The sequence below is a fragment of the Hydrogenivirga sp. 128-5-R1-1 genome, from assembly GCF_000171895.1.
Map to the genome: position 1 here is coordinate 1 of NZ_ABHJ01000014.1, position 26,596 is coordinate 26,596.

Annotated in this window: 35 protein-coding genes; 25 read left to right on the forward strand and 10 right to left on the reverse strand. The window is 52.3% G+C overall.

All coding sequences use genetic code 11. The annotated features are described in order from the left end of the window. Positions 1-770 (reverse strand): pyrroline-5-carboxylate reductase (gene proC / locus HG1285_RS07260; RefSeq protein ID WP_008287947.1); only part of this gene is annotated, 770 nt, incomplete at its 3' end. Continuing rightward, positions 767-1,051: a DUF2103 domain-containing protein gene (locus tag HG1285_RS07255; RefSeq protein WP_008287948.1), complete on the reverse strand. Its 285-nt coding sequence runs from the start codon at positions 1,049-1,051 to the stop codon at positions 767-769. The genes HG1285_RS07255 and proC, both read right to left, overlap by 4 nt. A gap of 93 nt (positions 1,052-1,144) precedes the next feature. Here HG1285_RS07255 and rpsB point away from each other — a divergent pair, with 93 nt between their 5' ends. The 5 genes from rpsB (at position 1,145) to HG1285_RS07230 (ending at position 4,733) form a co-directional block, all read left to right on the forward strand. Further along, complete coding sequence (gene rpsB, locus HG1285_RS07250) at positions 1,145-1,969, forward strand: 30S ribosomal protein S2 (protein WP_032496754.1); 825 nt, start codon at positions 1,145-1,147, stop codon at positions 1,967-1,969. A gap of 94 nt (positions 1,970-2,063) precedes the next feature. Beyond that, positions 2,064-2,930, forward strand: coding sequence for a translation elongation factor Ts (tsf, locus tag HG1285_RS07245; RefSeq protein ID WP_008287950.1), 867 nt, complete (start codon positions 2,064-2,066; stop codon positions 2,928-2,930). Beyond that, positions 2,930-3,655, forward strand: coding sequence for a UMP kinase (gene pyrH, locus HG1285_RS07240; protein WP_008287951.1), 726 nt, complete (start codon positions 2,930-2,932; stop codon positions 3,653-3,655). The genes tsf and pyrH overlap by 1 nt, the downstream gene beginning before the upstream one ends. 5 nt (positions 3,656-3,660) lie before the next feature. Further along, the gene (gene frr, locus HG1285_RS07235) at positions 3,661-4,215 is read left to right on the forward strand and encodes a ribosome recycling factor (RefSeq protein WP_008287952.1); all 555 of its coding nucleotides are present in this window, start codon (positions 3,661-3,663) and stop codon (positions 4,213-4,215) included. Beyond that, entirely contained in the window at positions 4,212-4,733 is a 522-nt protein-coding gene (locus tag HG1285_RS07230; RefSeq protein ID WP_008287953.1) for a tetratricopeptide repeat protein, read from the forward strand. The genes frr and HG1285_RS07230 overlap by 4 nt, the downstream gene beginning before the upstream one ends. On the opposite strand, the gene HG1285_RS07225 is transcribed toward HG1285_RS07230, so the two are convergent. Beyond that, complete coding sequence (locus tag HG1285_RS07225; protein ID WP_008287954.1) at positions 4,730-5,068, reverse strand: DUF5335 family protein; 339 nt, start codon at positions 5,066-5,068, stop codon at positions 4,730-4,732. The genes HG1285_RS07230 and HG1285_RS07225 overlap by 4 nt on opposite strands. 60 nt (positions 5,069-5,128) lie before the next feature. Between HG1285_RS07225 and surE the strand changes: the two genes are divergently transcribed. Genes surE through HG1285_RS07205 form a run of 4 tightly spaced genes read left to right on the forward strand, consistent with a single transcriptional unit; the run spans position 5,129 to position 8,369 of the window. Beyond that, positions 5,129-5,878 carry a 5'/3'-nucleotidase SurE gene (gene surE / locus HG1285_RS07220; RefSeq protein WP_008287955.1) on the forward strand — a complete coding sequence of 250 codons (750 nt, stop codon included), beginning with the start codon at positions 5,129-5,131 and terminating at the stop codon, positions 5,876-5,878. Then, positions 5,875-7,212, forward strand: coding sequence for a UDP-N-acetylmuramoyl-tripeptide--D-alanyl-D-alanine ligase (gene murF / locus HG1285_RS07215; protein WP_008287956.1), 1,338 nt, complete (start codon positions 5,875-5,877; stop codon positions 7,210-7,212). The genes surE and murF overlap by 4 nt, the downstream gene beginning before the upstream one ends. Further along, on the forward strand, positions 7,202-7,810 hold the full coding sequence (locus HG1285_RS07210) for a PilZ domain-containing protein (protein ID WP_008287957.1): 609 nt from the start codon (positions 7,202-7,204) through the stop codon (positions 7,808-7,810). The genes murF and HG1285_RS07210 overlap by 11 nt, the downstream gene beginning before the upstream one ends. Next, positions 7,770-8,369 carry a hypothetical protein gene (locus HG1285_RS07205; RefSeq protein ID WP_008287958.1) on the forward strand — a complete coding sequence of 200 codons (600 nt, stop codon included), beginning with the start codon at positions 7,770-7,772 and terminating at the stop codon, positions 8,367-8,369. The genes HG1285_RS07210 and HG1285_RS07205 overlap by 41 nt, the downstream gene beginning before the upstream one ends. Here HG1285_RS07205 and HG1285_RS17520 read toward each other — a convergent pair. Then, a complete protein-coding gene (locus HG1285_RS17520; protein WP_008287959.1) occupies positions 8,354-8,989 on the reverse strand; it encodes a recombination protein O N-terminal domain-containing protein in 636 nt (211 codons plus the stop codon). The genes HG1285_RS07205 and HG1285_RS17520 overlap by 16 nt on opposite strands. A 52-nt stretch (positions 8,990-9,041) precedes the next feature. Here HG1285_RS17520 and panC point away from each other — a divergent pair, with 52 nt between their 5' ends. The 3 genes from panC to HG1285_RS07190 are packed head-to-tail and all read left to right on the forward strand — an operon-like array spanning position 9,042 to position 11,681. Next, on the forward strand, positions 9,042-9,890 hold the full coding sequence (gene panC, locus HG1285_RS07200) for a pantoate--beta-alanine ligase (RefSeq protein WP_008287960.1): 849 nt from the start codon (positions 9,042-9,044) through the stop codon (positions 9,888-9,890). Beyond that, positions 9,890-10,792 carry a methionyl-tRNA formyltransferase gene (gene fmt / locus HG1285_RS07195; RefSeq protein WP_008287961.1) on the forward strand — a complete coding sequence of 301 codons (903 nt, stop codon included), beginning with the start codon at positions 9,890-9,892 and terminating at the stop codon, positions 10,790-10,792. The genes panC and fmt overlap by 1 nt, the downstream gene beginning before the upstream one ends. A gap of 4 nt (positions 10,793-10,796) precedes the next feature. Next, complete coding sequence (locus tag HG1285_RS07190; RefSeq protein ID WP_008287962.1) at positions 10,797-11,681, forward strand: hypothetical protein; 885 nt, start codon at positions 10,797-10,799, stop codon at positions 11,679-11,681. On the opposite strand, the gene HG1285_RS07185 is transcribed toward HG1285_RS07190, so the two are convergent. Continuing rightward, positions 11,676-12,527: a UbiA-like polyprenyltransferase gene (locus HG1285_RS07185; RefSeq protein ID WP_008287963.1), complete on the reverse strand. Its 852-nt coding sequence runs from the start codon at positions 12,525-12,527 to the stop codon at positions 11,676-11,678. The two genes, HG1285_RS07190 and HG1285_RS07185, sit on opposite strands and share 6 nt — an antisense overlap. 44 nt (positions 12,528-12,571) lie before the next feature. Between HG1285_RS07185 and HG1285_RS07180 the strand changes: the two genes are divergently transcribed. Continuing rightward, complete coding sequence (locus HG1285_RS07180) at positions 12,572-13,129, forward strand: Fe-S-containing hydro-lyase (RefSeq protein WP_008287964.1); 558 nt, start codon at positions 12,572-12,574, stop codon at positions 13,127-13,129. A gap of 4 nt (positions 13,130-13,133) precedes the next feature. Here the strand turns inward: HG1285_RS07180 and HG1285_RS07175 are convergent, their stop codons facing one another. Continuing rightward, positions 13,134-14,333 carry a (Fe-S)-binding protein gene (locus HG1285_RS07175; protein WP_008287965.1) on the reverse strand — a complete coding sequence of 400 codons (1,200 nt, stop codon included), beginning with the start codon at positions 14,331-14,333 and terminating at the stop codon, positions 13,134-13,136. A gap of 66 nt (positions 14,334-14,399) precedes the next feature. Beyond that, positions 14,400-15,329, reverse strand: a complete 930-nt coding sequence (locus tag HG1285_RS07170; RefSeq protein ID WP_008287966.1) for a histone deacetylase — start codon at positions 15,327-15,329, stop codon at positions 14,400-14,402. 32 nt (positions 15,330-15,361) lie between these two features. Here HG1285_RS07170 and HG1285_RS07165 point away from each other — a divergent pair, with 32 nt between their 5' ends. Genes HG1285_RS07165 through yajC form a run of 7 tightly spaced genes read left to right on the forward strand, consistent with a single transcriptional unit; the run spans position 15,362 to position 18,859 of the window. Then, positions 15,362-15,760, forward strand: a complete 399-nt coding sequence (locus HG1285_RS07165; protein ID WP_198005444.1) for a thioredoxin family protein — start codon at positions 15,362-15,364, stop codon at positions 15,758-15,760. Position 15,761: 1 nt separating this feature from the next. Next, a complete protein-coding gene (locus HG1285_RS07160; protein ID WP_008287968.1) occupies positions 15,762-16,280 on the forward strand; it encodes an HAD-IIIA family hydrolase in 519 nt (172 codons plus the stop codon). Next, on the forward strand, positions 16,277-16,774 hold the full coding sequence (lptC, locus tag HG1285_RS07155) for an LPS export ABC transporter periplasmic protein LptC (protein WP_008287969.1): 498 nt from the start codon (positions 16,277-16,279) through the stop codon (positions 16,772-16,774). The genes HG1285_RS07160 and lptC overlap by 4 nt, the downstream gene beginning before the upstream one ends. Continuing rightward, entirely contained in the window at positions 16,764-17,204 is a 441-nt protein-coding gene (gene lptA / locus HG1285_RS07150; protein WP_008287970.1) for a lipopolysaccharide transport periplasmic protein LptA, read from the forward strand. Before lptC ends, lptA begins: the two co-directional genes overlap by 11 nt. After that, positions 17,201-17,485, forward strand: a complete 285-nt coding sequence (locus HG1285_RS07145; RefSeq protein ID WP_008287971.1) for an HU family DNA-binding protein — start codon at positions 17,201-17,203, stop codon at positions 17,483-17,485. The genes lptA and HG1285_RS07145 overlap by 4 nt, the downstream gene beginning before the upstream one ends. Further along, positions 17,482-18,519 carry an NAD(P)/FAD-dependent oxidoreductase gene (locus tag HG1285_RS07140; RefSeq protein ID WP_008287972.1) on the forward strand — a complete coding sequence of 346 codons (1,038 nt, stop codon included), beginning with the start codon at positions 17,482-17,484 and terminating at the stop codon, positions 18,517-18,519. Before HG1285_RS07145 ends, HG1285_RS07140 begins: the two co-directional genes overlap by 4 nt. Before the next feature lies 1 nt (position 18,520). Beyond that, positions 18,521-18,859 carry a preprotein translocase subunit YajC gene (yajC, locus tag HG1285_RS07135; protein ID WP_008287973.1) on the forward strand — a complete coding sequence of 113 codons (339 nt, stop codon included), beginning with the start codon at positions 18,521-18,523 and terminating at the stop codon, positions 18,857-18,859. Here the strand turns inward: yajC and HG1285_RS07130 are convergent. Continuing rightward, the gene (locus HG1285_RS07130) at positions 18,854-19,819 is read right to left on the reverse strand and encodes an ATP-dependent 6-phosphofructokinase (protein WP_008287974.1); all 966 of its coding nucleotides are present in this window, start codon (positions 19,817-19,819) and stop codon (positions 18,854-18,856) included. The genes yajC and HG1285_RS07130 overlap by 6 nt on opposite strands. A gap of 19 nt (positions 19,820-19,838) precedes the next feature. Here HG1285_RS07130 and truA point away from each other — a divergent pair, with 19 nt between their 5' ends. Then, positions 19,839-20,558 (forward strand): tRNA pseudouridine(38-40) synthase TruA, encoded by a 720-nt coding sequence (truA, locus tag HG1285_RS07125; RefSeq protein WP_008287975.1) that lies wholly within the window; start codon positions 19,839-19,841, stop codon positions 20,556-20,558. Here the strand turns inward: truA and HG1285_RS19490 are convergent. Further along, positions 20,555-20,761, reverse strand: a complete 207-nt coding sequence (locus HG1285_RS19490) for a hypothetical protein (RefSeq protein WP_157560633.1) — start codon at positions 20,759-20,761, stop codon at positions 20,555-20,557. The two genes, truA and HG1285_RS19490, sit on opposite strands and share 4 nt — an antisense overlap. Before the next feature lie 74 nt (positions 20,762-20,835). On the opposite strand from HG1285_RS19490, the gene leuB reads away from it, so the two are divergent. Continuing rightward, the gene (gene leuB, locus HG1285_RS07120) at positions 20,836-21,921 is read left to right on the forward strand and encodes a 3-isopropylmalate dehydrogenase (RefSeq protein WP_008287978.1); all 1,086 of its coding nucleotides are present in this window, start codon (positions 20,836-20,838) and stop codon (positions 21,919-21,921) included. Then, a complete protein-coding gene (locus tag HG1285_RS07115) occupies positions 21,918-23,420 on the forward strand; it encodes a hypothetical protein (protein ID WP_008287979.1) in 1,503 nt (500 codons plus the stop codon). Before leuB ends, HG1285_RS07115 begins: the two co-directional genes overlap by 4 nt. Here HG1285_RS07115 and lon read toward each other — a convergent pair. Then, positions 23,417-25,738 carry an endopeptidase La gene (lon, locus tag HG1285_RS07110; protein WP_008287980.1) on the reverse strand — a complete coding sequence of 774 codons (2,322 nt, stop codon included), beginning with the start codon at positions 25,736-25,738 and terminating at the stop codon, positions 23,417-23,419. The two genes, HG1285_RS07115 and lon, sit on opposite strands and share 4 nt — an antisense overlap. Before the next feature lie 97 nt (positions 25,739-25,835). On the opposite strand from lon, the gene thiS reads away from it, so the two are divergent. Further along, positions 25,836-26,045 carry a sulfur carrier protein ThiS gene (gene thiS, locus HG1285_RS07105; RefSeq protein ID WP_008287981.1) on the forward strand — a complete coding sequence of 70 codons (210 nt, stop codon included), beginning with the start codon at positions 25,836-25,838 and terminating at the stop codon, positions 26,043-26,045. Further along, on the forward strand, positions 26,045-26,596 hold the full coding sequence (locus HG1285_RS07100; protein WP_008287982.1) for a Uma2 family endonuclease: 552 nt from the start codon (positions 26,045-26,047) through the stop codon (positions 26,594-26,596). The genes thiS and HG1285_RS07100 overlap by 1 nt, the downstream gene beginning before the upstream one ends.

Sequence of the window (26,596 nt, forward strand, 5' to 3'; positions counted from 1 at the left end):
GCCTTCTCTGTGGTCTTCTCTATGCATTTTATAACGATGCCCTTGAATCCTTTCCTCTCTAAAAAGGAGAGACCCTCTATGGTCGTTCCCCCCGGAGAGGACACCTTCACGCTCCACTCGTTGGGGTTGCCCCCAAGCTTCCTGAGGAGCTCAGCGCTGCCGAGGACTGTATCGGTAGCTATCTTCAGGGCTTCTTCGTAGCCAAAGCCCTCTCTCACCCCTGCGAGTGCCAAGGCGTCTATGAAGTGGAACACGAAGGCTGGTCCGCTACCTGCAAGGGCTGTGAAGCTGTCAAAGAGAGGTTCGGGCACTTCGTAAATGCTTCCGCACCTGGAGAGGGCTTTCAGTAGCTCCTCAAACTCCTCCTCGGTCAGGTTTCCGTTGTGGGTGAGGGCTATCGTTCCCCTGCCCACGAGGACGTTTATGTTGGGCATGAGCCTAACTATCTTGGCGTTAGTTCCGAGACGTTCTTCGTAGAAGCTCAGCTCAAGCCCCGCGGCTATAGAAACTAATATCCTGTTGCCGAAGTTCTCCTTTACCTCCTCAAGTACGCTGCCGACGTCCTTAGGTTTGACAGCTATAATCACAGCTTCGCTGTTATTTATCAGGAAGTAAAGGTTCTGAGCCACGGCGAAGCCGTCCTTTACAGCCTCCTCCCTCTTGACCTCGCTGACGTCGTAAACGGACACGTTCTCCCTGCCCAGACTCTCGGCGAGGGCTTTTGTAAAAGCTCTGCCCATGTTCCCGTACCCTATTACACCTACCCTCATGAGAACCTCTCCGTGAAAAGTTCTTCAAACCTATCGTAATCTCTGCAAACTACGAAGACCTCCTGAACAGAGGTGCCGTTCTTATAGAGGAGCTTGTAACCGCTCAACGTCCTGTACTTAAGGAAAAGCCCCTTTGAGCCCCTACCTTTGTTCTGTCTGACTATCCTGCCCGGGATTATGCTCTCAACGATCTCCCACCTGCCGAGCTCCTGCAGAGGTTTGTCCAGACCTTCAAGGAGGTGGTGTTCAACCTTGAGCTTTCCACTCTTTCTCCTGCGCATGATATAATAAGATAGCTTAGAACGCACCTTTCCCGCTTGGGTTGCCCTTCGGGGTTCATCGGGAAAGGGAGGCAAAACCCAAGGAGGTGTACTATGGCAGTAGTCTCTATGAAAGAGCTCCTGGAGGCAGGAGTTCACTTCGGACATTCCAAGTCCCGCTGGAATCCCAAGATGGCACCGTACCTTTACGGTGTTAAGAACGGAATTCACATCATTGACCTCAACAGAACCCTCGTCCTGCTTGAGGAGGCTTATAACTTCGTCTCCGACAGCGTAGCTCAGGGGGCAGACATCGTCTTCGTGGGCACTAAGAGGCAGGCGAAGGAGATAATCAGAGAAGAGGCAGAGAGGTGTGGAGCCTACTACGTTAACGAGAGGTGGGTTGGAGGACTGCTCACCAACTTCCAGACCGTCAGGAGGAGCATCCAGAAGCTGAACAAGCTGGAGAGGATGGAGGCGGAAGGTGTCTTTGACGTCCTGCCCAAGAAGGAGGTCAGGAGACTGAGAAGGCAGATGGAGAAGATGAGGAAGCTCTACGGCGGTATAAGGGAGATGACCAAGCTTCCCGACCTCATGTGGGTGGTGGACACCATAAGGGAATCCATAGCCATACAGGAGGCTAAGAAGCTGGGAATACCCGTTGTGGCTATAGCGGACTCAAACTGCGACCCGGACGTAATAGACTACATAATCCCGGGAAACGACGACGCCATAAAGTCAATAAAGCTGTTGACCTCCAAGATAGCTGACGCTGTGGAGGAAGGCAGGAACAGGAGAGAGAGCGCCGAAGAGGTTGAGGCACGCAAAGAGCGTAAGGTCGTTACCGTTGAAGAGCACGAGAAGGAGCTCTTTGAGAAGGCTATGGCTATGTCCGAGAAGTACGAAGAGATTGACAAGGATATGGTGGACTACGAGTAATGCTGGTAGCCCTCGTTATGGCTGTTTGTTTGGCTTCCTGCGGTGCGGGAAGCTACTGGCTGTATAGAAAAACTCAGAAACTGGAGGTTCAGAGATGGCTGTAAGCATGGCTGATGTTAAGAAGCTCAGAGAGATGACCGGAGCCGGTATGCTTGATTGTAAGAACGCCCTTGAGGAAGCCCAGGGCGATATAGAGAAAGCCAAGGAGATACTCAGGGTAAAGGGTCTTGCGAAGGCTGAGAAGAAGGCTGGTAGGGAGACCAAGGAAGGTCTTATCAGGGTCAGGGTTACCGAAGACAGGAAGAAGGGTGCCATGATTGAGCTAAACTGCGAAACGGACTTCGTCGCGAGGAACGAGGAGTTCCAGAAGCTCGCCGATGAAATTCTGGAGCACATACTAAGCCTTGACGAAAACGCCAACAGGGAAGGCGAGGGCTCCGACATACTTTCTCAAAAGTTCTTCAAGGAGGAAGGCAAGACCGTTGAGGAGCTGATAAAGGAAGCGATAGCCAAGATAGGCGAGAACATAAGGCTTACAAGGTACTGCAGGTACGACACGGGGGACTACCTCCACTCTTACCTTCACGGTGGGGGCAGGATAGGTGTTCTCCTTGAGTTCAAGGCGCCTCAGGTAAACGACGATGTGATCAGGCTCGTTCAGGATGTCGCCATGCAGATAGCTGCCATGAGACCGGAGTTCGTCAGCGTTGAGACCATACCCTCCGATGTCCTTGAGAGGGAAAAGAGTATCCTCAAGGAGCAGGCGAAACAGGAGGGTAAACCCGAGCACATCCTTGAAAAGATAGTTCAGGGAAAGCTCAAGAAGTTTTATCAGGAGAAGGTTCTCCTTGAGCAAGCCTTCATAAAGGACGACAAGAAGACCGTTGGGCAGGTCATAAAGGAGTCGGGTCTTGGAGTTGAGATAAAGAGGTTCTGCAGGTTTGAGCTCGGTGGACTCTGATGGATGGTGAGAGGCCGAAGTACAGGAGGATACTGCTTAAGCTCTCTGGGGAGGCTTTCGCCGGGGAGCAGGGGTACGGCATAGACCCCGACTTCCTTGAGTACATATCTCACGAGATAAAGGGCGTGCACGACCTCGGTGTTGAGGTCGCCGTAGTCATAGGGGGAGGAAACATATTCAGGGGTTTTCAGGGAGAAGGTATAGGTATAGACAGAGCCACCGCCGATTACATGGGCATGCTCGCTACGGTTATAAACGCCTTAGCCCTTCAATCAGCCCTTGAGCGCCACGGGAACATACCCACGAGGGTTCTGTCCGCCATAGAGATGAGGCAGGTATCCGAGCCTTACATAAGGAGGAGGGCTGTCAGACACCTTGAGAAGGGGAGGGTGGTTATATTTGCAGGCGGAACGGGGAACCCATTCTTCTCAACCGACACCGCCGCCGCCCTGCGGGCTGCAGAGGTTGATGCGGAGGTTCTCCTCAAAGCTACGAAGGTGGGAGGTATCTACGATAAAGACCCTGAGAAAAACCCCGATGCCGTTCTCATAAAGGAGATAACCTACCTTGAGGTGATAAACAGAGGTATAAGGGTGATGGATCACACAGCCCTGACTATGTGCAAGGAGAACAGGATACCTATAATAGTTTTTAATATTAGAGAAAAGGGAAATCTAAGGTCTGTAGTTCTCGGTGAGGACGTGGGCTCTGTGGTAAGGGGGTAAAAGAGATGGTCAAGGAGATAGAGGACATACTCAGAGAGACCGAAAAGGACATGAGAAAGAGCGTTGAGCACTTCCGTGGGGAGATAGCCGGTATAAGGACGGGCAGGGCTTCAACAGCCCTCGTGGAGGAGCTGAAGGTTGAGTACTACGGCTCTAGAGTTCCCCTTAAGCAGCTGGGCAACATATCCGTACCCGAGCACAACCAGATACTCATTCAGGTCTGGGACAACAACGCTATACCGGCTATAGAGAAGACTATAAGGGAAGAGCTCAACCTTAACCCGAACACCCAGGGTAACACCATACGTATAAACCTGCCACCCCTCACTGAGGAGAGGAGGAAGGAACTCGCCAGGATGCTCCACAAGCTCGCTGAGGAGGCGAGGGTAGCCGTGAGAAACATAAGGAGAGACGCCAAAGAGCTGATAGAGGAGCTTGAGGGCATATCCGAGGACGAGAAGAAGAGGGCTCTTGAAAGGCTTCAGAAGCTCACCGATAAACACATAGACGAGATAAACAAACTCCTTGAGAAGAAGGAAGAGGAGATAATGACCGTATGATACTCAACCGCGACATACTCATAGGAATAGCCATAGCGGTTCTCATAGCCACCGCCGTAGGCGGTTTTAATTACTGGAAGAAGTATCAGGAGAAGAAGCTGGACGAGGTAGCCGAGCTCGTTTACCTCTACGAGAAGGGTGAACTGAAGAGGGAGGATGTAGAGCAGAAGATCAAGGGAACACCTTACTACGCCTACTTTCTCGCTATAACGGGGGCTGAACCCTCCGAGGTGGTAAAGCATCTGGAGGACGATGACCTCAGAAAGCTCTTCGTGGAGAAGGACGCCTTCGGCGTTTATTCCGAAAAGAAGTACGAAGAAGCCTTGAAAGAACTCTCCCAGATAAATAAGGAGGACTTCAACTACCCTTCAGCCTTAATGCTCCGGGCTTTTATAAACGAAGACAGAGGCGAGAAGAAACAGGCTTTGAGCCTTTACGAGGAGCTCGTGAAGGATTATCCGAACTCCTACTTCGCTCGCATAGCCAAAGCCCGTTCCCTTATGCTGGGTAAGGATTAAGCGGGTAGAGCAGGCGCGGGCTTCAGCTTCAAGAGGAACTTAGTGCCGTCCTCTCTAACTACCTCAACGGACTTGACTGTTCCCGTTTCCTCCTCAACGTATATCTCCACCGGGTTCTGGATGAGGTGGTCGTGCCTGCCCTCCGCAAACTGAATTTCAAAGACGTTGTCCTTAGGGTCGTAGGATAGACCTTCCAGGAAGCTCCACTCTGTTTCCACCTGATCCCCGAGCTCCTCGCTCACGAACTCTAACTGAGCTTTAACGCCTTTCAGGTGTTTCGTGACCTCGTTGAAGAAGCCTTCCCACTCGGACTTTTCTAACTTCCTCGTAGCCATGTGTCTCCTCCTTATCTTTATTTGTTCCTTAAGGTTTAATTTAGTCCTTAAAATACTCCTATGCCCACCATACTCGTGACGAACGACGATGGCTACTTCTCCGAGGGGATAAAGGCACTCAGGGAAGCCCTGAAACCTCTGGGAAGGGTGGTTGTCGTGGCACCGGACAGGAACCTCAGCGGGGTTGGGCATTCCCTCACCTTCACCATGCCCCTGAGGATGAGAAAGGTGGACGAGGACTTCTACACCGTTATCGGTGGCACACCGGCGGACTGCATACACCTTGGATACCACGTCATACTTGAGGGTGAGAAGCCAGACCTCGTCTGTGCGGGCATAAACGAGGGACCCAACCTGGGAGAGGACATAACCTACTCCGGGACTGTGTCGGGTGCCATGGAGGGTAGGATCCTGGGGATACCCTCGGTAGCCTTCTCGGCTTTCGGGAGGGAGGAGATAACGTTCTCCGAGGTAGCCAAGTCCTGCAGGAGGGTAGTTGAGAAAGTCCTTGAGGTGGGCATGCCGGAGGACACCTACCTGAACGTTAACGTTCCGAACCTCAGCAGCGAGGAGGTCAAGGGTATAAGGCTCACTAGACAGGGAAAGAGAGATTACCGGGAGAAGGTCTTTAGGTACATAACACCCTACGGTGAACCCCTCTACTGGATAGCGGCGGAAGAGTTTGGCTGGAGTCCCGAGGAGGGAACGGACTACTGGGCTGTTATCAACGGCTATGTATCCGTTACACCCCTCCAGCTTGACCTGACCAACTACGGAGCCTTCAAAGATATTAAATTCATAGAGGAATGATAGCGGGAGAGCTTGCTAAGGTCTTGAGAGGAGAGCTCAGGGGAGACCCCCAGGCAAGGGTGGAGGGCTTCTCCATAGACAGCAGACAGGTGGGAGAGGGAGACGTCTTCTTCGCCCTGAAGGGAGAGCGCCACGATGGGCACGACTTCGTAACGGACGCGGTGGATAGAGGAGCTGTGGGCTGCGTTGTGGAGAGAGACGTTGAGCACGCAGGAAAGTTCTCCATAAAGGTATCCTCTACCCAGGAAGCCCTCAGGGAACTCGCCCTGTACAGGAGGGGTATCTTCAGAGGAGAGGTGGTTGGAGTAGCTGGCTCTGTGGGAAAGACCACCACCAAGGAGCTCATACACCACCTCCTATCCAACGCAGCCGCCTCTTTTCGGAGTGAGGGAAACCTGAACTCCCAGATAGGTCTCCCCCTTGTGGTTTGCAACATGCCCCTTGAAGTTGATTACGCAGTCCTTGAGCTCGGAGCGAGCGCGGTAGGGGATGTGGAAAGACTCGTGGAGGTTGCTCAACCTAAGGTCAGGGTTATAACAGCCCTTGGGGAGGAGCACCTTGAGAGCTTTGGAACGCTGGAGGACGTTGTAAAGGGTAACGGTGAGATATTCAGGGGTTTTACAGAGGACAGCCGTGCGGTCATACCCCACTATGCTCTGGAATATTACGACCTGCCCCGGGAGAGGGTTACCACCTTCGGTGAGGGGGGAGACCTGAATGCCGGGAAGGTCAGGCTGAGCCTGAAGGGAACGGAGTTTGAGTTCTGGGGGGAAGGGTTCAGCGTCCCGCTCCTTAGCAGAGGGGTTGTTCAGAACGTTCTCGCGGCTTTCGGCGTCCTCACGTCCCTTGGCTACGATCCGAGAGACTTCAGGGAGGCTCTCAAGAGCTTCACACCGCCACAGGGCAGGATGAACCTGCTGAACTTTGGGAACTTCTTCGTCGTGGACGACACCTACAACGCCAACCCGCCGTCGGTAAGGAACGCCCTGACCACCTTAGCCTCCCTTCAGACGACTTCAAAGAAGGTAGCGGTGCTCGGAGACATGCTTGAACTCGGTGTTGAAAGTGGGAGGTACCACGCAGAGGTGGGAAAACTTGGGGCTGAACTTGGCATAGATGTCATAATCTTTCATGGAGAAGAGTCTAAGAGATCCTATGAAGAGTGTATAAAACACGGAGGAAATGCACTCTTTTGCGATAAAAAAGAGGACATAGTTGACGAATTATTGAAATACATGAGGGATAAAAATATAATTCTCGTTAAAGGTTCTCGTGGTATGAGAATGGAATGGATCGTAGAAAAGATGGGGGAGCTGGTTGGATATGGAGCCTGAAAAAACTGCAGAGATATTCATCTTTGAAGACTCCTTCTTTTTCAACACAAAGGTAGCAATAAAGAGGGTTGAGAAAGACAGGGTTGTACTAACGGCGACGAAGCTTCTCAAAAAGTTTGCCGTTCTCGGCAAGAAGGCGCACCTGAAGTACGCCACCTTTGCCCTTCCGGTGAAGATAGTGGGTAAGAGCGAGGAGGAGGTCATAGTTACCGTTCCGGCTCTGAACCCTGAGAGACCGGTTGGGGACAGGAGGAGCGCCCGTGTCCCTCCCTCACACGTTCATCCCGTTAAACTCTACCTTGCCCTTGACGAGGAGGAAAAGGAGTACGAGGTTGAAGACATATCGGAGGGGGGCTTCTCTGTGGTGGTTAGTGAGCCCGAAGAGGTGGACACCTATCTGAACAGGGAGGTGAAGGTTCACATAGACTTCCCCGTTGAGGCGGAGGAGGTCAGAGGAACCGCTAAGCTGGTAAACGTCCAGGAACTTGAAGACGGAAGGATAAAGCTCGGCTTTGAGCTCCTCATAGAGGATGCGGACATGGTGAAAGTAAGGTTCTATGTTTACTCAAGGATCAAAGAGATACTCAGGCAGAGGTGAGCTCTCCCTTGAGGTCAGGAGACAGCTGTTTCACCTCTTCCTAATACTGCTCTGGTGTGTACCCATAGCTTACTTTCCTGAGCCACTCACCATAGGTCTCTTTGTCCTCGTTGTAGTCCTTAACGTATCCGTTGTCTTGAGATACGAGCCTCTGGCTCGTCTTTTCAGACCTCTGATAGAGAGCCTTGAGAGGAGCAAGAACCTTGAAAAACCTGGCATACAGGCTCTATACGCCAATCTGGGGATATTCCTGTCCTACCTGCTCTTTGGGGAGCTTTCACTCGTAGGTGTTGTGGTTCTCGCCGTGGGGGACAGCTTTTCTACTCTCGTCGGGAAGCTCATCGGTGAGCGGAGGTTGTTCTTCAACGCTTCAAAGACGTGGGAGGGAAGTCTTGCCTTCTTCCTATCCGTTTACGTCGTCCTCGTTTTCTACCTTGACTATAACCTTGCCCTCTTGCTCTCGGTATTTTCTTCCCTACTTGAGGCTGCGAAGCTCCCCCTTGACGACAACTTTCTGCTGCCTGTGGCTGTGAGTTCCCTGTACTACTTGGTGTGGTAGTCTATGAACATGTCCAGCAGTTTCTCCATCTCTCTCAGGAGATTATCCTCCACCTTTATCCTGTCAGCCCTCTTCGCCCTGTGGATCCTCCTGACCAGCTTCAGTACGTCCCCCAAAACCTCCACGTCGCCCCTATCGGAGGTGGAACCGTCCGAAAGCCTGAGCATCCCTTTAAACTCTTTCTCCTCAAGGAACTTGGGCTTAAGTCCCGACAGCTCAAGGTAGTCAAGCCTAAGCTTGACCCTCATGGTGCCGCCTGTTCCCCTGCCGAGCATGTAACCGAGGAAGAGGTTGAAGAGCCTCTCGTCGTAATACCTGACCGAACGTAGTATGAACCCGGCTATCCAAGAGAACCACATGAACCTTTTAAAATCCCTGCAGAGGTAAGAGATATATCTCACATTCCCCACGTCGTTGGGAACTGCAACCCCTCCCTTCTGGGAGAGGTCTACCTCAAGGACGTTGAAGGGCTCAAAGAGGGAGAAGAACCTGTGGGTGTTCAGAAAGCCGTCCCTGACGAGGAGGTCAATAACTCCGCCGTGCCCGTATACCTTGGCGAGAAGATCCTGGTCTCCCGCTCTTATCCTCTTGAGCACGAGCACCTTCGTTTTCAGCCCCATCAATCCTTTATAATACTTTCCTCTGATCTCTCATTTCTCAGGAGGTGTTTGCGTGCCGCTTCTCTTTAGAAAGGTTAAGGAGTTGAGAAACCATCTGCATACATTAAGGTGTGAGAGAAACGCGAGTCTGGGCTTCGTCCCCACGATGGGTTATCTCCACGAAGGACACAGAGCCCTCATGGAGAGGGCAAGGCTTCAGAACGATATAACGGTCGTCAGCATATACGTAAACCCCACCCAGTTCGGTGAGGGAGAGGATTACGAGAGGTATCCCAGAGACCTTGAGAGGGACATGGCTGTGTGTGAGGAGGCGGGGATTGACGTTGTCTTCGCCCCAACGGACAAGGAGGTCTACCCGCCCGGCTCAAGGACAGAGGTTTACGTGAGGGAGTTGAGCGAAGTCCTTGAGGGTAAGTTCAGACCCGGGCACTTCAAAGGGGTTGCCACGGTGGTCACGAAGCTGTTGAACGCCGTTCAGCCAGACAGGGCTTACTTCGGAGAAAAGGACTACCAGCAGCTCAAGCTTATCCAGAGGCTCGTTAAAGACCTCCTCATACCTGTGGAGATCGTGCCCGTTGAAACGGTCAGAGAACCCGACGGGCTCGCCTACAGCTCAAGAAACGTTTACCTCTCTCCGGAGGAGAGGGAATCAGCTTTATCCATATACAGAGCGTTCCTGCTCGCCCAGGAGATGATAAATCAGGGTGAGAGGAGTAGCGATACCATAAAGGGAGAGATGGAAAGGTTCATACTATCCCATCCCCACGTCAAAAAGATAGACTACATAGAGATAACAGACCCCGATCTGAACCCGAAGGGGCTGGTTGATAGAGGAGACAGGATACTTGTGGCTCTGTGGGTCGGCAGCTCGAGGCTCATAGACAACTGGAAGGTGCTCTGATGCGCATCCTGTTTATGGGGACACCCCGGTTCGCCGTTCCCAGCCTTGAGCTTTTGCTGAGGGAGTTCAACGTCGTCGGTGTGGTGACGCAACCCGATAGACCCGCAGGCAGGGGCAAGAGACTCACACCTCCGCCTGTAAAGGAGCTCGCCCTTAAGCAGGGTATTGAGGTCTACCAGCCGGAGAGTATAAAGGGGTTCATCGGCACTATCAGAGAGCTGAAGCCGGACTGCATTGTCGTCGTGGCTTACGGGAAGATACTACCGAAGGATATACTCAGCGTACCACCCTACGGGGTGGTCAACCTCCACGCTTCGCTGCTGCCCAAGTACAGGGGGGCTGCACCCATACAGAGAGCCATAATGGCCGGAGAGGAAAGGACGGGCAATACGGTAATGCTCGTGAACGAGAGGATGGACGCGGGTGATATCCTCTCTCAGGAGGAGGAGACGATCGGTGATGAGGACAACCTCCAAAGCCTCTCGGAGAGGCTTTCTGTGAAGGGAGCGGAGCTCCTCGTCCGGACTCTAAAGCTGTGGTTCGGAAGTAAGATTGAGCCTGAGCCTCAGAGGGAGGAGGAGGCAACCTACGCACCTCCCGTCCAGAGGGAAGAGTACAGGCTGTGCTGGAAGGCGGAGGCAGACAGCGTCAGGGACAGGATCAGGGGACTCTACCCCAGCGTGCACACCTCCTTCAGGGGGGAGAGGATAAAGCTCCTCAAGGTTGAGGTTGTTGAAGGTTACGGTGAACCCGGGGAGATCGTAGACCCTGATAGGTTCGTCGTCTCATGCGGAAGTGGGGCTGTGAGGGTATTGGAGCTCATATCTCCCAAAGGTAAGAGGATGAAGGGGGAGGACTTCGTGAGAGGCTACTCTCCTGAAAAAGGCGAGCTGTTAAAATAGAGCCATGGAAGACAGGCTGGAGCGTATAGCCCTTCTTATAGAGAGGTATCTCGGACAGGTGTTCGGAACTATAAGGGTTTACCGTGAGGATGGAGAGTTCCTAATTCCTTGGGGTTCAACCGTTATAAACGTGGAGGTGGTTCAGGAGGGAGATGACGTGCTGATACACGTTTACTCCCCCGTTGCTCTGAGGGTAAAACCCGACAAAGACCTGATGCGCTTCCTCCTCATGGAGAACGGCTCTCTGAGCATGTGCTCCTTCTCCGTTGAGCTTGAAAGGGGCTTCATGGACATAATCCTCGGAACCAAGGTTAAATTTGACTTCGTAAATAAAGACCTGCTGAGCTACATAGCCATAAACGTGGGTAACCTTGCAAACGAGTACTGCAAAGAGATAATAGCGGTCTTCGGGGGCATATCCTTCAAAGAGTACGTGGAGAGGGAGAAGCTGGAGAAGAAGCCTTACGGAGACGAGAAGGTTCTCCACGACATATTTGAGGTTGAGGGTATCAAGATGAGCCTTGAGCTCTTCAGGAGTCAGGAGCAGGACTCTTACATAGTTGTGGGAAAGATACTAGACACCGGGCAGGTTTTCCTGAGGGCGGAGAGGAAAAGGGATATACAGGAGGTCTTTGACCTCCTTGAGAGGCTGAAGAAGTTTCTCCTTGAGAAGGACATAGCTTCCCTGAAGAAGAGCCTCCGTCACTACGAGGTGGAGGAGTACTTTCTCTACAACGTCCTCGCCGGCAAGGAGAAGGACAAGGTCAAGAAGCTTAAAGAGATGGAGAGGGAGATACAGTTCCTGACGGACATGCTCATGAAGGGGGAGATATCCCACGAGGAGTACAGAAAACGCATTTCTGATATAGAGCGCATGATGGGTTTATAACAGGTAGTCCAGCAACACTGTCAGGAAAAAAACTATGCTCACGTAACCGTTCACCGTAAAGAAGGCTTTGTCTATCTTTGAGAGGTCTTCCGGTTTTATAAGCCTGTGCTCGTAGAGAAGAAATCCTGCAAGCAACAGTAGTCCAAGGGTGTATACGACACCCATTTTATCGTCTACAAAACCGAGCGTGAGGAGAGAGAGGAAGGTTATCATGTGGAGTACCCTTGCGAACTTTAAGGAGTTCTCTATGCCGAACCTGACGGGCACAGACTTGAGCCCGTGCTCTCTGTCAAACTCGTAGTCCTGAAGGGCGTAGAGTATATCAAAACCGGACACCCAGGAAGCCATGGCGAGACCGAGCAGGATCGCTTCCCCGGACACTTCCGCGTTCAGGGCTATATCAACGGCAACCGGTATGAGGAAGTAGACGAGACCGAGAACGAAGTGGGGGAAGTAGGTGAATCGCTTTGAGTAGGGGTAGAGCCAGAGCAGAAGTATTACCACGGGTGAGAGGAGGAAAGCTAAGAAGTTTATCAGGAGCGTGCTAAGTACGAACACACCTGAGGACAGGATTATGAGTCTCTTCACATCCTCCCTTGAGAGTGCTCCGGAGACGAGGGGCCAGTTCTTTGATCGGGGGTTCATTCTGTCGTAGGGTTCGTCTATCAACCTGTTGAAAGCCATACCGAGGGTTCTCGCGCTGACGAGGGCGACCACTATCCACAGGAGCTTCCAGAGGGAGGGAAAGTCCTCAACAAGTATGAGCACGCTGGCGAGGGCGAAAGGGAGAGCGAATATAGTGTGCTCAAACTTGACGAGCTCCGCGTAGTCTCTGAGCTTTCCCATAGGAGAGATATTCTATCAGCGGAGCTCCTGTTATACTAATTGGCATGGAGAAGAGGATAACCACACCGCTCACGGACGAGGTCATAGAAGACCTGAGGGCTGGAGACAAGGTTCTCATAACCGGATACATATACACGGCCAGGGACGCGGCTCACAAGAGGATGGTGGAGAGCCTGAACAGGGGGGAGCCCCTGCCCGTTGACCTCAAGGGGCAGATCATATACTACGTGGGACCGACTCCACCCAAGGAAGGACAGGTTATAGGTTCCGCTGGACCGACCACAGCCATAAGGATGGACAGGTACGTTGAGCCTCTCCTCAAGTTGGGGCTGAAGGGTATGATAGGCAAAGGCTATCGCTCTCCTCAGGTCAAGGAACTGCTGAAGAAGTACAAGGCAGTTTACTTCGCTGCGGTCGGAGGTGTTGCAACACTCCTCCAGAGGCACATAAAATCTTCAGAGCTCATAGCCTATGAAGACCTCGGCACGGAGGCTATAAGAAGGCTCTACGTTGAGGACTTCCCCGTTATAGTGGCGAACGACATATACGGCGGAGACCTCTTTGAGGAGGGCAGAAAGAGGTACGCAAGGATAGATATTTAGCCATTCACTCCATACGTTCGGCAAGGTAGTCGGCCAAGTGGATCGCCTCTTGGGGGTTCCCGAACTTCCTTACGCCGTCCCTGAGCTGGAGCACACAACCCGGGCACGTGGTCAGGATGAAGTCAGCCTTAGTTTCCTTAAAGTCCTCCATCTTTTCCCTCTGTACCTTCTCAGAGAGCTTGGGATTCTTTATGCTCCAGAGCCCTGCAAACCCGCAGCAGGACTGGGCTTTCTCAGCCTTAGCCACCTCCGCACCCTCAACCCTCTCCATGACGCCGTAGAATACGGAGGGGTTTACCTTCATGGCGGTGTAGGAATGGCACGGGACGTGAAAGGTAAGCCTTTCGTTCGCACCCTTGAACCTTGAGTTCTCTCCCTCCTCAAACACTATCTGAGCAAAGTCGTAAACCTTCCAGTCCCTACCGTAGTCCTCTATGAGGGCTCCACCGCAGGTCGGACAGGCAACCACTATGGCATCAAACTCGTGTCTGTCAATCTCCTTTAAGTTGTGCTCCTTTAACCTCTCAAAGGCTTCCACGTTTCCGTGGTAGAGGTGAGGGGCGCCGCAGCACTTTATATCCTCCGGCACGACCACGGTGTACCCGAGTTTGTTCATCAGCTTTATGACGCTCTCTCCCGTGTTCCCGTAAAAGACGTCTATCATGCACCCCGTAAAGAAAAGCAACCTGCCCTTCTCCTCTTCAGCCTTAAAGACCTTTCCCCTTATGCCGAAGGGCTTTCCGTGAGGTTTTGGCATGAACTTGACCGCTCCCGTAGGGAGCGGTGTTTTGACCTCGGAGGGTAAAAGCGCGCTCAGTTTACCCGCAGCCTTCAACACCTTTCTGCCCAGGTCAGACTGCATGAACTCAAGGCTTTTGAGCCCAGCCCTTGAGATAAAGTCCCTTCCAAGCTTCTTCTCCTGGAGCTCTCTCGCCTCAACCAGTACGTCTTTGTAGTGAACGTCGTTGGGGCATACCCACTCGCAGCGTCTGCACATGGCGCATTCGTTCCACTGGGCTGCAACCTCTTCGTTCAGGGGGAGCTCTCCCTTAACCACCATCTCTGCGAGGGCGAGCCTTCCTCTCGCGTAACTTCCCTCTTCGCCGTGGTAGGAGGGACACACAGACTTACACAACCCGCACTTTACGCACTTCTGGGCGAGGTCTAAAGGTATCTCTATCTTAAATCTGCCTTTTTCTTCCATGCCTTCCTCTTCGGAGAGATCAATAATCTAACCCCAGGGTGGGCTTCATTGATGATTGAACTCACTTTAGGCTGAGAGCATCTCCTCTACGGTCACACCCACGCTCTCTCCGAGGGCTTTCAGGTTGTACCCCCCTTCAAGGGCAAAGAGGGAGGGGACTCCCAGCTTTCTGCAGGTTTTCAATATGCTCTTAACTATCATCCTTACCCCTTCCGTTGAGACGTCAAGGTAGGTAAGGGGATCGTCCGAGTGGAGGTCGTACCCCGCCGATACGAGCACGAAGTCCGGAGAGAAGTCCTCCATCACCTTCGGAAGCAGTTTTTCGTATACCGGTCGGTAGTCCTCGTCTCCGGCGCCTGCCTGCATGGGTACGTTGAGGGTGTAGCCTTCCCCTTTGCCGGCTCCTTTCTCCTGGGCACTTCCCGTCCCGGGGTAGAAGGGATACTCGTGGGTTGAGAAGTAAAAGACGCTGTCGTCCTGGTAGAAGCTCCTCTGGGTGCCGTTTCCGTGGTGGGCGTCAAAGTCTATTATGAAGACCTTATCCACACCCTTCTTCCTCAGGTATCGGGCACCCACCGCCACGTTGTTGAAGAGGCAGAAGCCCATCGCCTTGGCGTACTCCGCATGGTGCCCGGGGGGTCTGACCGCACAGAAGGCGGTCTCTATGGAACCTTTAAGGATCAGGTCTATCCCTTCCAGAACACCGCCTACGGCGGTGAGGGCAACATCGTAGCTGTGCTCGTTGGCGTAGGTGTCGGGGTCAAGGAATCCACCCCCCGCCTTGCAGAAGTCGTGCACTTCCTGGACGTAGTTCGGGTCGTGGTTGAGGGCAACCTCCTCCGCCTTTGCCCTCCTCGGAGCCACAGGAAGAATCTCTTTCATCAGCCCTGAGCTTTCCAGGTGGTTCACTATGGATATGAGGCGTTCCTTTCTCTCGGGGTGATCCGGGTAGTCATGCTTGAGATATATATCGTCATAAACAAAGCCCGTCTTCATGGATTATATTTTAGTCCATGGTGGTTCTCAGGTTGGCTCTTCTCCTGTTGTTTCTCGGTACGGTGTGGTCTTCCCAGTGGTATCCGGACTTCAGGGTCGGCGTGGAGACCGCTAAGAGGGAAGGGAAGCTCGTTCTCCTTTACTTCTACGAGGAGGGATGTAGCTACTGCAAGTACATGGAGGACGCTGTCTTCATAGACCCAAGGGTGAGCACGATAATGGACAACGTCTTCGTGGTTGTCCCCGTTGATGTGGACAACACTCCCCCTGAGCTTGACAGACGATTTAGGGCTGTGGGTACACCCACCTTCTTTGTATACGACCCGAAGAGAGACAGGATAATCATGCAGATATTCGGTCTACAGGAGTCCGACGAGTTCTTTGAACTTCTCAGGAGCGCCTGCAAGAAGTCCGGTGTTCAGAGGTGCTGATTTGAGTCTGAGGTCAAGGGTTAAGAGATTAAAACTCCTCCTACTGGACGTGGACGGCGTATTCACGGACGGCAGGCTCTTCTACACGGAAGAAGGGGAAAGGGTTAAGGTCTTCAACGTCCACGATGGTCTCGGCATAAAGCTCCTTCAGAGGGCTGGTATCATGACGGGCGTTATATCAGGCAGGGAGTCGGAGGCTCTCAGAAACAGGCTTTCGGAGCTCGGCATAGATGAAGTCTTCATGGGTAGAACCCAGAAGGAGGACATCCTCAAAGACATAGCCGGAAGACACGGACTTTCCCTTGAAGAGGTGGGTTTTGTGGGCGATGACCTCGTGGACATACCTGTTCTGAAGAGGGTTGGCTTCCCCGTTGCGGTGAGGAATGCCCCCGATGTAGTTAAGGAACACGCCGTTTACGTAACCCTCAGAGAGGGTGGTAATGGAGCTGTGAGGGAGGTTTGCGACCTCATACTTAGCCTAACGGGAAGGGACGGGCTTGTGAAAAAATATACCCGATGAAGTTTCTCCTCCTGCACCTGGCGTTTATCCTGCTGTCCATAGCCTCCTTAGCCTACATATCCCATCTTGAATCCAGGTCGCGTGTGTTCGTTCAAGAGAAGAGCATAGCGAGGGACATAAGTATAAAGGTCTTCGGAGAGGGTGGCGAAGAGTGGAGTATTCAGGGAAGGGAGCTCGTATCCTTCGGAAGGGAGCTAACCCTTATAGATGTTCTCCTTGAGTCGGCGAGCGGTTACAGGGTCAGGGCGGACTCCATAACCGTGGAGAGGGATAAGAACAGAGGGTTTCTGAAGGGAGACGTTGAGATAAGGGGAGAAGCCTTCTTCGTCAAGACTGAGAGGGCTGTTATAGACTTCAACAGGAACCTCCTGTACGGAGAGGACAAGGTTATGGTGTGGAAGGACAGGAACTACATAGAGGGTAAAGGGTTTAAGGCTTACCTGCGCCCTCTGAGGGTTATAATAGGCGGAGTGAGGACGAAACATGAGATTTAGGCTCTTCCTTTCCCTCGCAGCTCTTTTCACCTCGCTTCTCTGGGCGCAGCCAATAACGGGTGAAGCCAAGAGCCTTGAGTTTAAGAAGGACAGGATCATTTACACGGGCAACGTGAAGCTTACGAGGGGCGAATCCGTACTGAAGGCTGATAAGGTGGTAATACTCCTTGACGAGAAGGGCAAGCCAACCAAGATGATAGCCACCGGTAACGTGAGGTACTACGAACCCAAGAGGAAGTCCTTCTCCGAATATGCGGAGTACGACCTCAGAAATGAGATTATAGTTCTCAAGGGAAACGCCCGTGTGGAGGAGGATAAAAACCTCCTTGAGGCTGAGGAGATAGTGTATGATAGAAAAAACGGAACCCTTCAAGCAAAGGGTGATAAGAGTAAGGTCAGAACCATATACATTGAGGAGGAAAAAGAATGAAAAAATCCGACATAACCAAGGAGATAGCCAAGAGAAGGGGGATATCCCAGAGAAAAGCCCGCATAATCGTTGACCAGATATTTCAGGCGATGGCCGAAGCTCTCACCCGCGGCGAGAAGGTGGAGATAAGGGGGCTTGGAACCTTTAAGATCAAGAAGAAGCCCTCAAGGTTCGTGAAAGACCCGAGGACGGGTGTTGAGATATTCGTGAAGGAGAGGTACGTCCCCACCTTTAAGATGGGAAAGCTCATCAAAAACCACCTAAATTCTAAAGGTAGATGAAGTATGACGTTCTCATAGTGGGTTCAGGTCCGGCTGGAGCCACTGCCGCCTATATCCTTTCCAGGAACGATGTCAGGGTTCTGTTGGTTGATATAAAGAGGGCGCCTGGAGTTCCCGTCCAGTGTGCCGAGTTCGTACCCATTCAGCTGAAACACAAGTTCCCTGAGTTTTTTCCAAAGGATGTCGTAGCCCAGGAGGTCAGGGACATGGTTCACTTCACCCCTTGGGGTGAGGTGGTGAGTATGCAGTCTGAGGGATACGTCCTCCACAGGGACAGGTTTGATAGGGGTATAGTTGAGCGTGCACTCAAAGGGGGAACGGAACTCAGGCTCAGGACTGTATTCCTTGGCTTTGAGGATGGCAAGGTATGGCTGGAACACATAGACACCCGCAAACGCTACGCCGTTGAGGCGGAGCTCGTTATAGGTGCGGACGGTCCCCGCTCAAGGGTTGCACGGCTTACGGGAGAGCACACGGGCAGCTTTCTTGCTACCGCCCAGTTCACGTTTCCGTTGAGGGAAAGGGTGTCAGACCTGCTAATATACTTCAGGGATTACATACCGGGCGGATACGGCTGGGTCTTTCCGAAAGGTGAGCTGGCGAACGTTGGAGTTGGTATAGACCCTCACTATCCCGTAAATGTGATGGAGAGCCTGAGGAGGCTCGTGGCTGAGCTGACCTCCGAGGGTGTTGTTGGTAAAGAAGTGCTCGGGAGAACCGGAGGCTGGATACCTGCAGAGGGTGTGAAGAGACCGCTCCGCGGTAATGTTGTGCTTGTGGGAGATGCAGGAGGATTCTGCCATCCCATAACGGGCGGTGGTATAGCCAACGCAGTATATACAGGTGCTATGGCGGGCGAGGCTATACTGGAAGGTGACCTTGAGGATTACAGTGAAGAGAGCATGGAACTCTTCGGAAGCTCCCTCAATAGGGCGGCGGAGAAACGTATAAAATATATGAAGACTTGGGACGACCTCAGGTTCATAATCCCCAGAACCTGGATAGCCTTTGAGGAATACTGGAAGGAGGAATGAGATGATAGACATAGCCTTTGCGCAGGGACAGGGACACCAGAGCCCTACGGGAGCGATACTGTTTCAGGTTTTGTTTCTCGTAGGTATATTCGCCATATTTTACTTCCTCATAATAAGACCTCAGAAGAAGGAGAGGGAGAGGCACAGAAAGCTCATAGAGAGTCTCAAGAAGGGGGACAAGGTCATAACCTCTGCGGGTATATGGGGCACGGTGGTTGAGGTTGGGGACAGGACTGTATCTCTCAAGGTGGACGCGAACACGAGGATAACTTTCTCCAAAGAGGCGATAATAGGATTCCAGCCTGAGCAAGAAAAGAAGAAGGAAGAGAAGGGTTCATGAGTTTAGGCGCCGGTTTAATCTGAGCGCCTCCCTGTCTATATCCTTATACTCCCCTGCCATGGAAAAGTCCTCTATGTAGAACTTGCCTCCCCTGTAAGCTACAAAGCCTTTCCTTTCGCCGGAGAGCAGGGACTCAACCGCAACCTCCCCGAACTTCATACCCATTATCCTGTCGGTGTGGGTGGGTACTCCTCCCCTCTGGAGGTGACCTAAAACGGTAGCCCTTATCTCCCCGAACCGCTCGCCTATGTTCTGGAGGAGGAACTCTCTCAGCTCTTCAGCTTTCCCGTATCCCTCTGCCATCACTATTATGAAGTGGAGCTTGCCCAGTTCCTTCACCCTGACTATCTCCTCAGGTATCTTTTCTTTTGGAAACTCCTCCTCCGGCACGAGGATGAGCTCCGCTCCTGTGGCGAGACCGGCCTCAACGGCTATGAAGCCCCTCTTCCTTCCCATAACCTCAACGACGAATATCCTCTCGTGGGAGCTCGCTGTATCCCTGATCTTGTCTATCGCATCAACCGCGTTCCTGAGAGCTGTGTCATACCCTATGCAGTACTCCGTACCGCCCACATCGTTGTCTATGGTGCAGGGCACGCCTATGACTGGTATGCCCATCTCTTCAGCCACGAGCTCTGCGCCTTTAAAAGTACCTTCTCCTCCAAGAACCACGAGGGCATCTACATTCTCCCTTTGCAGGTTTCTGTAGGCTTTCTCCCTGTAATCAAGCTTCCTGAACTTCTCTTCCCTGCTGCTGAGTAGCACCGTCCCGCCCCTGTCCAATATGCCCCCAACATCCCGCGCACCCAGACTGACGAACTCCCCTTCTATGAGACCTCTGAATCCCCTCCTTACGCCTACGGTCTCGTGACCCAAGGACTCGGCGCTCCTGACCACAGCCCTTATGACGGGGTTCATGCCCGGGGCGTCCCCCCCAGAGCAGAGTATAGCTATCCTCATTAACTTAGAATTTTAAACCATGAACAACTACATGCTCAGGCTCGCCTTTGTGGGTACTAACTACTCGGGGTGGCAGATCCAGCCCGGTGTCCCAACGGTTCAGGGAACCCTCAAGGAAGCGCTGGAGACCGTGTTCGGGGAGGAGATCAGGGTTATCGGTTGCTGCAGGACGGACGCAGGTGTTCACGCAGAGGACTACGTAGCCAACTTCAGGAGCATTAAAGAACTGGAGTGTGAAAAGCTCCTGAGGGCTCTTAATTCCCTACTTCCAAAAGATATAGGTGTTTACGAGGTAAAGCTGGTGGACGAGAATTTCAACTCTCGTTACTCCGTCAAAGGCAAGACCTACCTTTACAGGCTATGGAATTCCTTCGTAAGAAACCCTTTTCTATATCCCTTCTCGTGGAGCGTAACCCGAAGGGTTGATTTAAACCTCCTTTCTGAGGCTCTTGAGATCGTTTCCGGCAGGCACGACTTCAGAGGTTTTGCGAAGCTGGAAGAGGATAAAACCACCGTGATTGAGCTTGAAACGAAACTCGCGGTGAGCGGCGACCTCATAGAGCTCAGGTTTACCGCCTCCCACTTCCTGCGTTACATGGTCAGGAGGCTTGTGGGCGCGATAGTAAAAAGGGCGGAGGGGAAGGTCAGCACGGGGGAGCTATACGAATACCTCAAGGGCAAGCACTGCCCTCACACAGCACCTGCGAAGGGGCTCACCCTTGAGAGGGTTCACCTTTAGCCTTTTTCAGCTTTGACTACCTCCTTCTCCTCCTCCTTCTCTTTCTTCTCAAAGTCGGAGGGCTTCAGGTTCTTGACCTGTTCCTTTATCTTCTTACGCTCTTCAACGAGAGCCTTGAGCCTTTCGTACTCCTCCATGGAGAAACACATGCCTATCACCTCCTTGCTATTAAGTTCTGCCACCTGCGAGGATTTCAAGGGCATCAACCTTATGGAATTTTTCTCGGAAGGTGACTAAATTTATAGCTTAAGCACCTTATCCCGTATAATACTCTTCCATGCAAAGGTTCAAGATAGCCGTCCTAAAAGGCGACGGAATAGGTCCTGAGATCGTTGAAGCGACCCTTCGGGTGTTAAAGAAGGTGGAAGAACTTTACGGGGTCAGCTTTGAGTACGAAGAAGGTCTGATAGGTGGTAGGGCGATTGATGAGACCGGAACGCCCCTACCAGATGAAACCCTTGAGCTGTGTAAGAACTCGGACGCCGTCCTCTTAGGCGCTGTCGGGGGACCCAAGTGGGACGACCTGCCCACCGACAAGAGACCCGAGAAGGGGCTTCTGAAGATAAGGAAGGAGCTTGACCTTTACGCCAACCTAAGACCCGCCAAGGTGTGGGAGCCTCTTATAGACGCTTCACCCCTGAAGCCGGAGGTTGTGAGCGGGACGGATATGCTCGTGGTCAGGGAGCTCACCGGAGACGTCTATTACGGAGAGCCCAGGGGTATCTTTGAGGAGAACGGCAAGAGGGTCGGCGTAAACACCATGAGGTACACCGAGGACGAGATAAGGAGGGTCGTGGTCAAGTCCTTTGAGATAGCGAGAAAGAGACGCAGGAGACTCACCAGCGTGGATAAGTCCAACGTTCTTGAGGTGAGCGGTCTATGGAAGGAGGTGGTTGAGGAGGTAAGCAAAAGCTACCCCGACGTGGAGCTTGAACACCTCTACGTTGATAACTGCGCCATGCAACTGGTGAGAAGACCTAACTCCTTTGATGTGATAGTCACGGGCAACATATTCGGAGACATACTCTCGGATGAGGCTGGCGTGGTGGTGGGAAGTCTGGGTATGCTGCCCTCCGCCAGCGTGGGAGACAGGTACGCCCTCTACGAACCCGTTCACGGATCAGCACCGGACATAGCGGGTCAGGGTATAGCCAACCCCATAGCCACCGTACTCTCCGCAGCCATGATGCTCAGGTACTCCTTCGGTATGGACTCCGCCAGCGATCTTGTAGAAAAGGCTGTTGAAGAGACCTTAAATCAGGGCTACAGGACGCCAGACATATACTCCGAAGGTTGCAAGAAGGTGGGAACGGAGGAGATGACCGACAGGATAATTGAGAATATGGAGAGATTGAAGGCATGAAGAGACTCTTAGCCCTCACCCTTCTGATACTCGTATTTTCCTGGGCAGACAGCCTTGAGGCACTGAAGGACTTTTTCAGCAGGAAAGGGTATGTGGTTGAGAAGCTTGAAGACAGGGTGATAATTGACCTGGGGAAAGAGAAGGTCAGAGAGGGAGAGGTTTTCAAGGTTATAAAGGAAGGGAAAGAGATAGTTCACCCCGTCACCAAGGAAGTTCTCGGAAGGGTAGACGAGGAAGTAGGTAGGGTAGAGGTCAGCGAGGTGAAGGACAGGTTCTCCTTCGCCAGCATACTTGAGGACAGGGGAATTGAGAGGGGAAATAGGGTTGAGCTCTTCTACGGGAGTGTCTGCTTCGTCGGTAGCGACGAGGGCTTCTTTAAGGTGAGCTCCCTCGTGGGTTCTCTCAAGAGGGGTGAGGACTGCGACTACGTTGTAAGGGAGTTTGACGAGGGCTACGGGGTTGAGTACAGGGGTGTAGCTGTAGCCTTCTTTGAGAAACCCAGACCTAAGGTTGTAGTGCAACCGACAGAGGTTGAGAAGGCTCCAGAGGAGTTTAAGCTCCACGCTAAGTTTGTAATGACATTCCCGGAACTCCCGCTGTCTGCTGACACCTGCAAATTTTTCAACAGGGAGTACCTTACCGTCCTCTTTGAGAACAGGCTCGTCATATACGAGCTCCTTGAGAGGGAGGTGGTTGAGTACGCTGGACTAAGGCTTCCTTCGGGCTATCCCGTGTCCCTTCTGTGCATTCCCTCCGGAGGTGAAAACGACCTCATAGCTGTGAACATAGTAACAGGCTCAAGTATGAATTCCGTTCTCGTCAAGATGGTGGGCGGTAGCCCGGTGGTTGTCAAGAAGGGTATACCCTACTTTGTAGCATTGCTTGACAGGAGTAGACCCGGCGAGACTCTCATAGGGCAGAGCTTTGATGGAAGGGACTTCTGGGGAGATGTGGTGAGGCTGGAGCTCTCTGGAGATGAACTCGTTGAGAGGGGTGAGTTCAAGGTTCCTTCGGGTTTCAGGGCTGATTCGGCGGTTATGAATGGAGACCTCCTCGTTTTTACCGACAGAGACGGCTACCTGAGGGTGTACAGGGGTGAGGAGCTCTTACTCTCCGAGGAGGGCTTTGGGGGTTCTTATACGACCGCGGAGCTCCCTGGAACCTATGAAGACGAGGAGAAGTACACCTTCAACGTGAGGCACTTTGTAGTAACCGTGAACGGCAGGAATTACGTTGGAGTCGTCAGGAACGTGAGGAGCCCCGTTTACAGGTTCCTTGACGTGACCAAGTTTCACGAAGGAGAGCTCTCCCTCGTTGTGATTGACGACAGGGGGATAGCCAAGCTTAAGAAACTCAGGGGTAAGAAGTTTGAGGAGGCTGTTCAATCCGTCTCCCCCACGCAAGAGGGAAGGCTGTTCGTTATAACAGGCAGGACGGGAACCCTTCCAGTCCAAAACAGAGGAGACCTCTTTGAGGTTGATATAGAGCCTATCCGCTAAGATCCGGAGAACTCACCCTTCGTTAAAGCGAGGCTGAACACCTCATCCAGATGTCTTACGAAGTGGAGTTTCATCTGTTCTCTCACGTATTCGGGCAGATCTTCAAGGACTTCGTCCCTGTTCTTCTCGGGAAGTATAACTTCGTATATGCCAGCCCTCTTAGCTGCAAGGATCTTCTCCTTGAGCCCTCCTACGGGCAGAACCCTTCCTCTCAGGGTTATCTCTCCCGTCATCGCTATGTCTGACCTCACGGGTATGTCAGTTAGCAGGGATATGAGGGCGGTGGCGAGCGCAACGCCGGCCGAAGGTCCATCTTTGGGAACGGCGCCCTCAGGGACGTGTATGTGAATATCTATGTTGGGAAACACGTCGGGGTCTATCCCGTAATTCTCAGCGTTTGATCTTATGTATGAGAGGGCTGCCTGAGCGGACTCCTTCATTATGTCACCGAGGGAGCCTGTGAGCAGAAGACCCCCCTTACCTTTCATCTTTGTAGCCTCAATGAACATTATCTCTCCACCAACCTCCGTCCAGGCGAGTCCGGTTGCTATGCCCACGAGGGGCTCGCGTTCTCTCTCCGGTTTGTACCTCGGCACTCCCAGTAACTTCCTGATGTCCTCCTTGGTTATCCTGAAGGGACCCTCTTCGCCCTTCAGCTTTTTCACCGCTATCTTTCTGAGAACGGAGGATATCTGCCTTTGGAGGTTTCTCACACCCGCTTCGCGGGTGTATCCACGGATTATTTCAAGGATCGCCTCGTCCTCAAATTGAATTTCCTCCTCCTTGAGTCCGTGTAGGGGTATGAGCTTGGGGAGTAGGTGCTTCTGAGCTATGAAGAGCTTTTCTTCCTCTGAATATCCTGAAAGCTGTATGAGTTCCATCCTGTCCAGCAGGGGTGTGGGTATGGTATCCATCCTGTTGCCCGTGCAGATGAATATCACCTCGGAGAGGTCAAAGGGGAGACCTATGTAGAGGTCTGTGAAGTTCTTGTTCTGCTCAGGGTCTAAGACTTCCAAGAGTGCGGAAGCCGGATCTCCCTGAAAGGACATGGCGAGCTTGTCTATCTCGTCAAGCATTATGAGGGGGTTCTTGGTGCCAGCCTGCTTTATAGCCTGTATGATCCTGCCGGGCATGGCGCCCACGTAAGTTCTCCTGTGACCCCTTATCTCTGCCTCGTCCCTTATACCGCCGAGAGCTATCCTCACGAACTTCCTGCCGAGTGCCTCTGCTATTGACTTGCCCAGAGAGGTCTTTCCTACGCCGGGAGGTCCCACGAAGGCGAGTATCTGGGCTGTGGACTCCCCACCTTCCGTCAGCTTTCTCACCGCAAGGTACTCTATTATCCTGTCCTTGACCTTTTCAAGGTCGTAGTGGTCCCTGTCAAGGATCTCCTTAGCCCTGTCAAGGTCATAGTTATCTTCAGTCCTCTTGTTCCAGGGTAGCTCAAGGACCCAGTCAAGCCAAGTTCTAAGGACGCCGGCCTCCGCAGAGTCCGGGTGCAGTCTCTCAAGCCTCTTTATCTGCTTTTCTATCTCCTTGCGCGTTGATCCCTCTAACTTCAGCTCCTCAAGCTTTTTCCTGTACTCTTCTATCTCTGCCCTTCTCTCGTCCGTTTCCCCGAGCTCTTCCTGTATAGCCCTTAATTGCTGTCTTAGGAAGTACTCCCTCTGCTCCTTCTCTATCTGTTCCCTCGCCTGTGTGCTTATCTGCTGTTTTACCTCTAAGAGCCCTACCTCGTTTAGAAGGAACTGGTGAACCTTTCTGAGTCTTTCCCTCGGGTCTATGGTTTCAAGTATCTCCTGAGCCTCTTTAGACTTCATCTCAAGGATTGAGGCTATGAGGTCTGCCAGCTTACCGGGATCCTCAATCTCCCTTATTATCATCACCACGTCAGGGATCACCTGCTTTCCGAGGGATATAGCCTTGTCAAGGAGCTCCTTGACGGACTTCATAAGTGCCTTGTCCTCTACGGTGAGATCCTTCTCCTCTATCTCCTTTTCCTCAATTGGTTCTACGAGAGCTACGTAATGGTCGTCTTTCAGTTCAAGCTTCTTTAAAACACCTCTCTTTATCCCCTGAACGAGAACCTTTATCCTGCTCTCCTCTATGGGAACCACCCTGAGTATGTGGGCGATTACCCCTACATGGTAAAGCTCTTCCTCTTTAGGCTCCTCTATGTCCTTTTCCTTCTGAAGGGTAAGGAATATAAGGCTGTCCTTCTTGGAGGCTTCCTCCACCGCCTTTATGGAGAAATTCCTGCCCACGAATAGGGGTAAAACCATGGTGGGGAATATGACTATATCCCTGAGAGGCATCATCGGGTATTCCTGCGGAGTATCCGGTACGTTGGGGACCTGTGCAATATCTGGCGTCACCTCTCTCCTCCTATGGGGTTAAGTATATTATATTTTTCTTATGCCCAGAATAACCGTTAACGGTAAGGATAGAGAGGTTAGTGACGAGCTCACCATAATGGAACTCCTTGAACTGATGGACGTTAAGTTCAGGGAGGTGGGTTTAGCGGTCGCTGTGAACGATGAGGTGGTGCCCAAGTCCGAATACAAGACCCGCAGGGTCAAAGAAGGCGACAAGGTTGAGATAGTCCAGCTGGTAGGTGGCGGTTGATGAGAGTGAAACTCCTTCCCCACTACACCATTGAGGACTGGGAAAACTGGGAGGGAAGATGGGAGCTTATAGATGGCATACCCTACGCCATGTCTCCTATGCCCACGCCAAGGCATCAGTTAGTATCAACCAACATAGCCCGCCTATTAGCTCAGGAATTGGAAGAGTGTGAGAAATGCGTATCTCTTATCTCAATAGACTGGGTTGTGTCCGAGGACACCATCTTAGAACCCGACAACCTGATAGTGTGCTCGGAAGACCTTGAGAGAGATCTATTCTCCAAAAAGAGGCTTGAGTTCCCACCCGTGGCTGTCTTTGAGGTTCTCTCACCTTCCACCCGGGAGAAGGACAGGATAACCAAGTTCCAGATATACGAAGAGCAAGGTGTCAAGTATTACATCATGGTTGACCCCGATACGGAGGAGGTGGAGGCTTACGAGCTGAAGGACGGGAAATACGAACTTGTAGGCAAGTACCAGAGAGAAGGAGAGTTCCTCTTTGATCTGGACGGTTGCAGAACTAAATTAAACTTCTCAAATATCTGGAGGTGA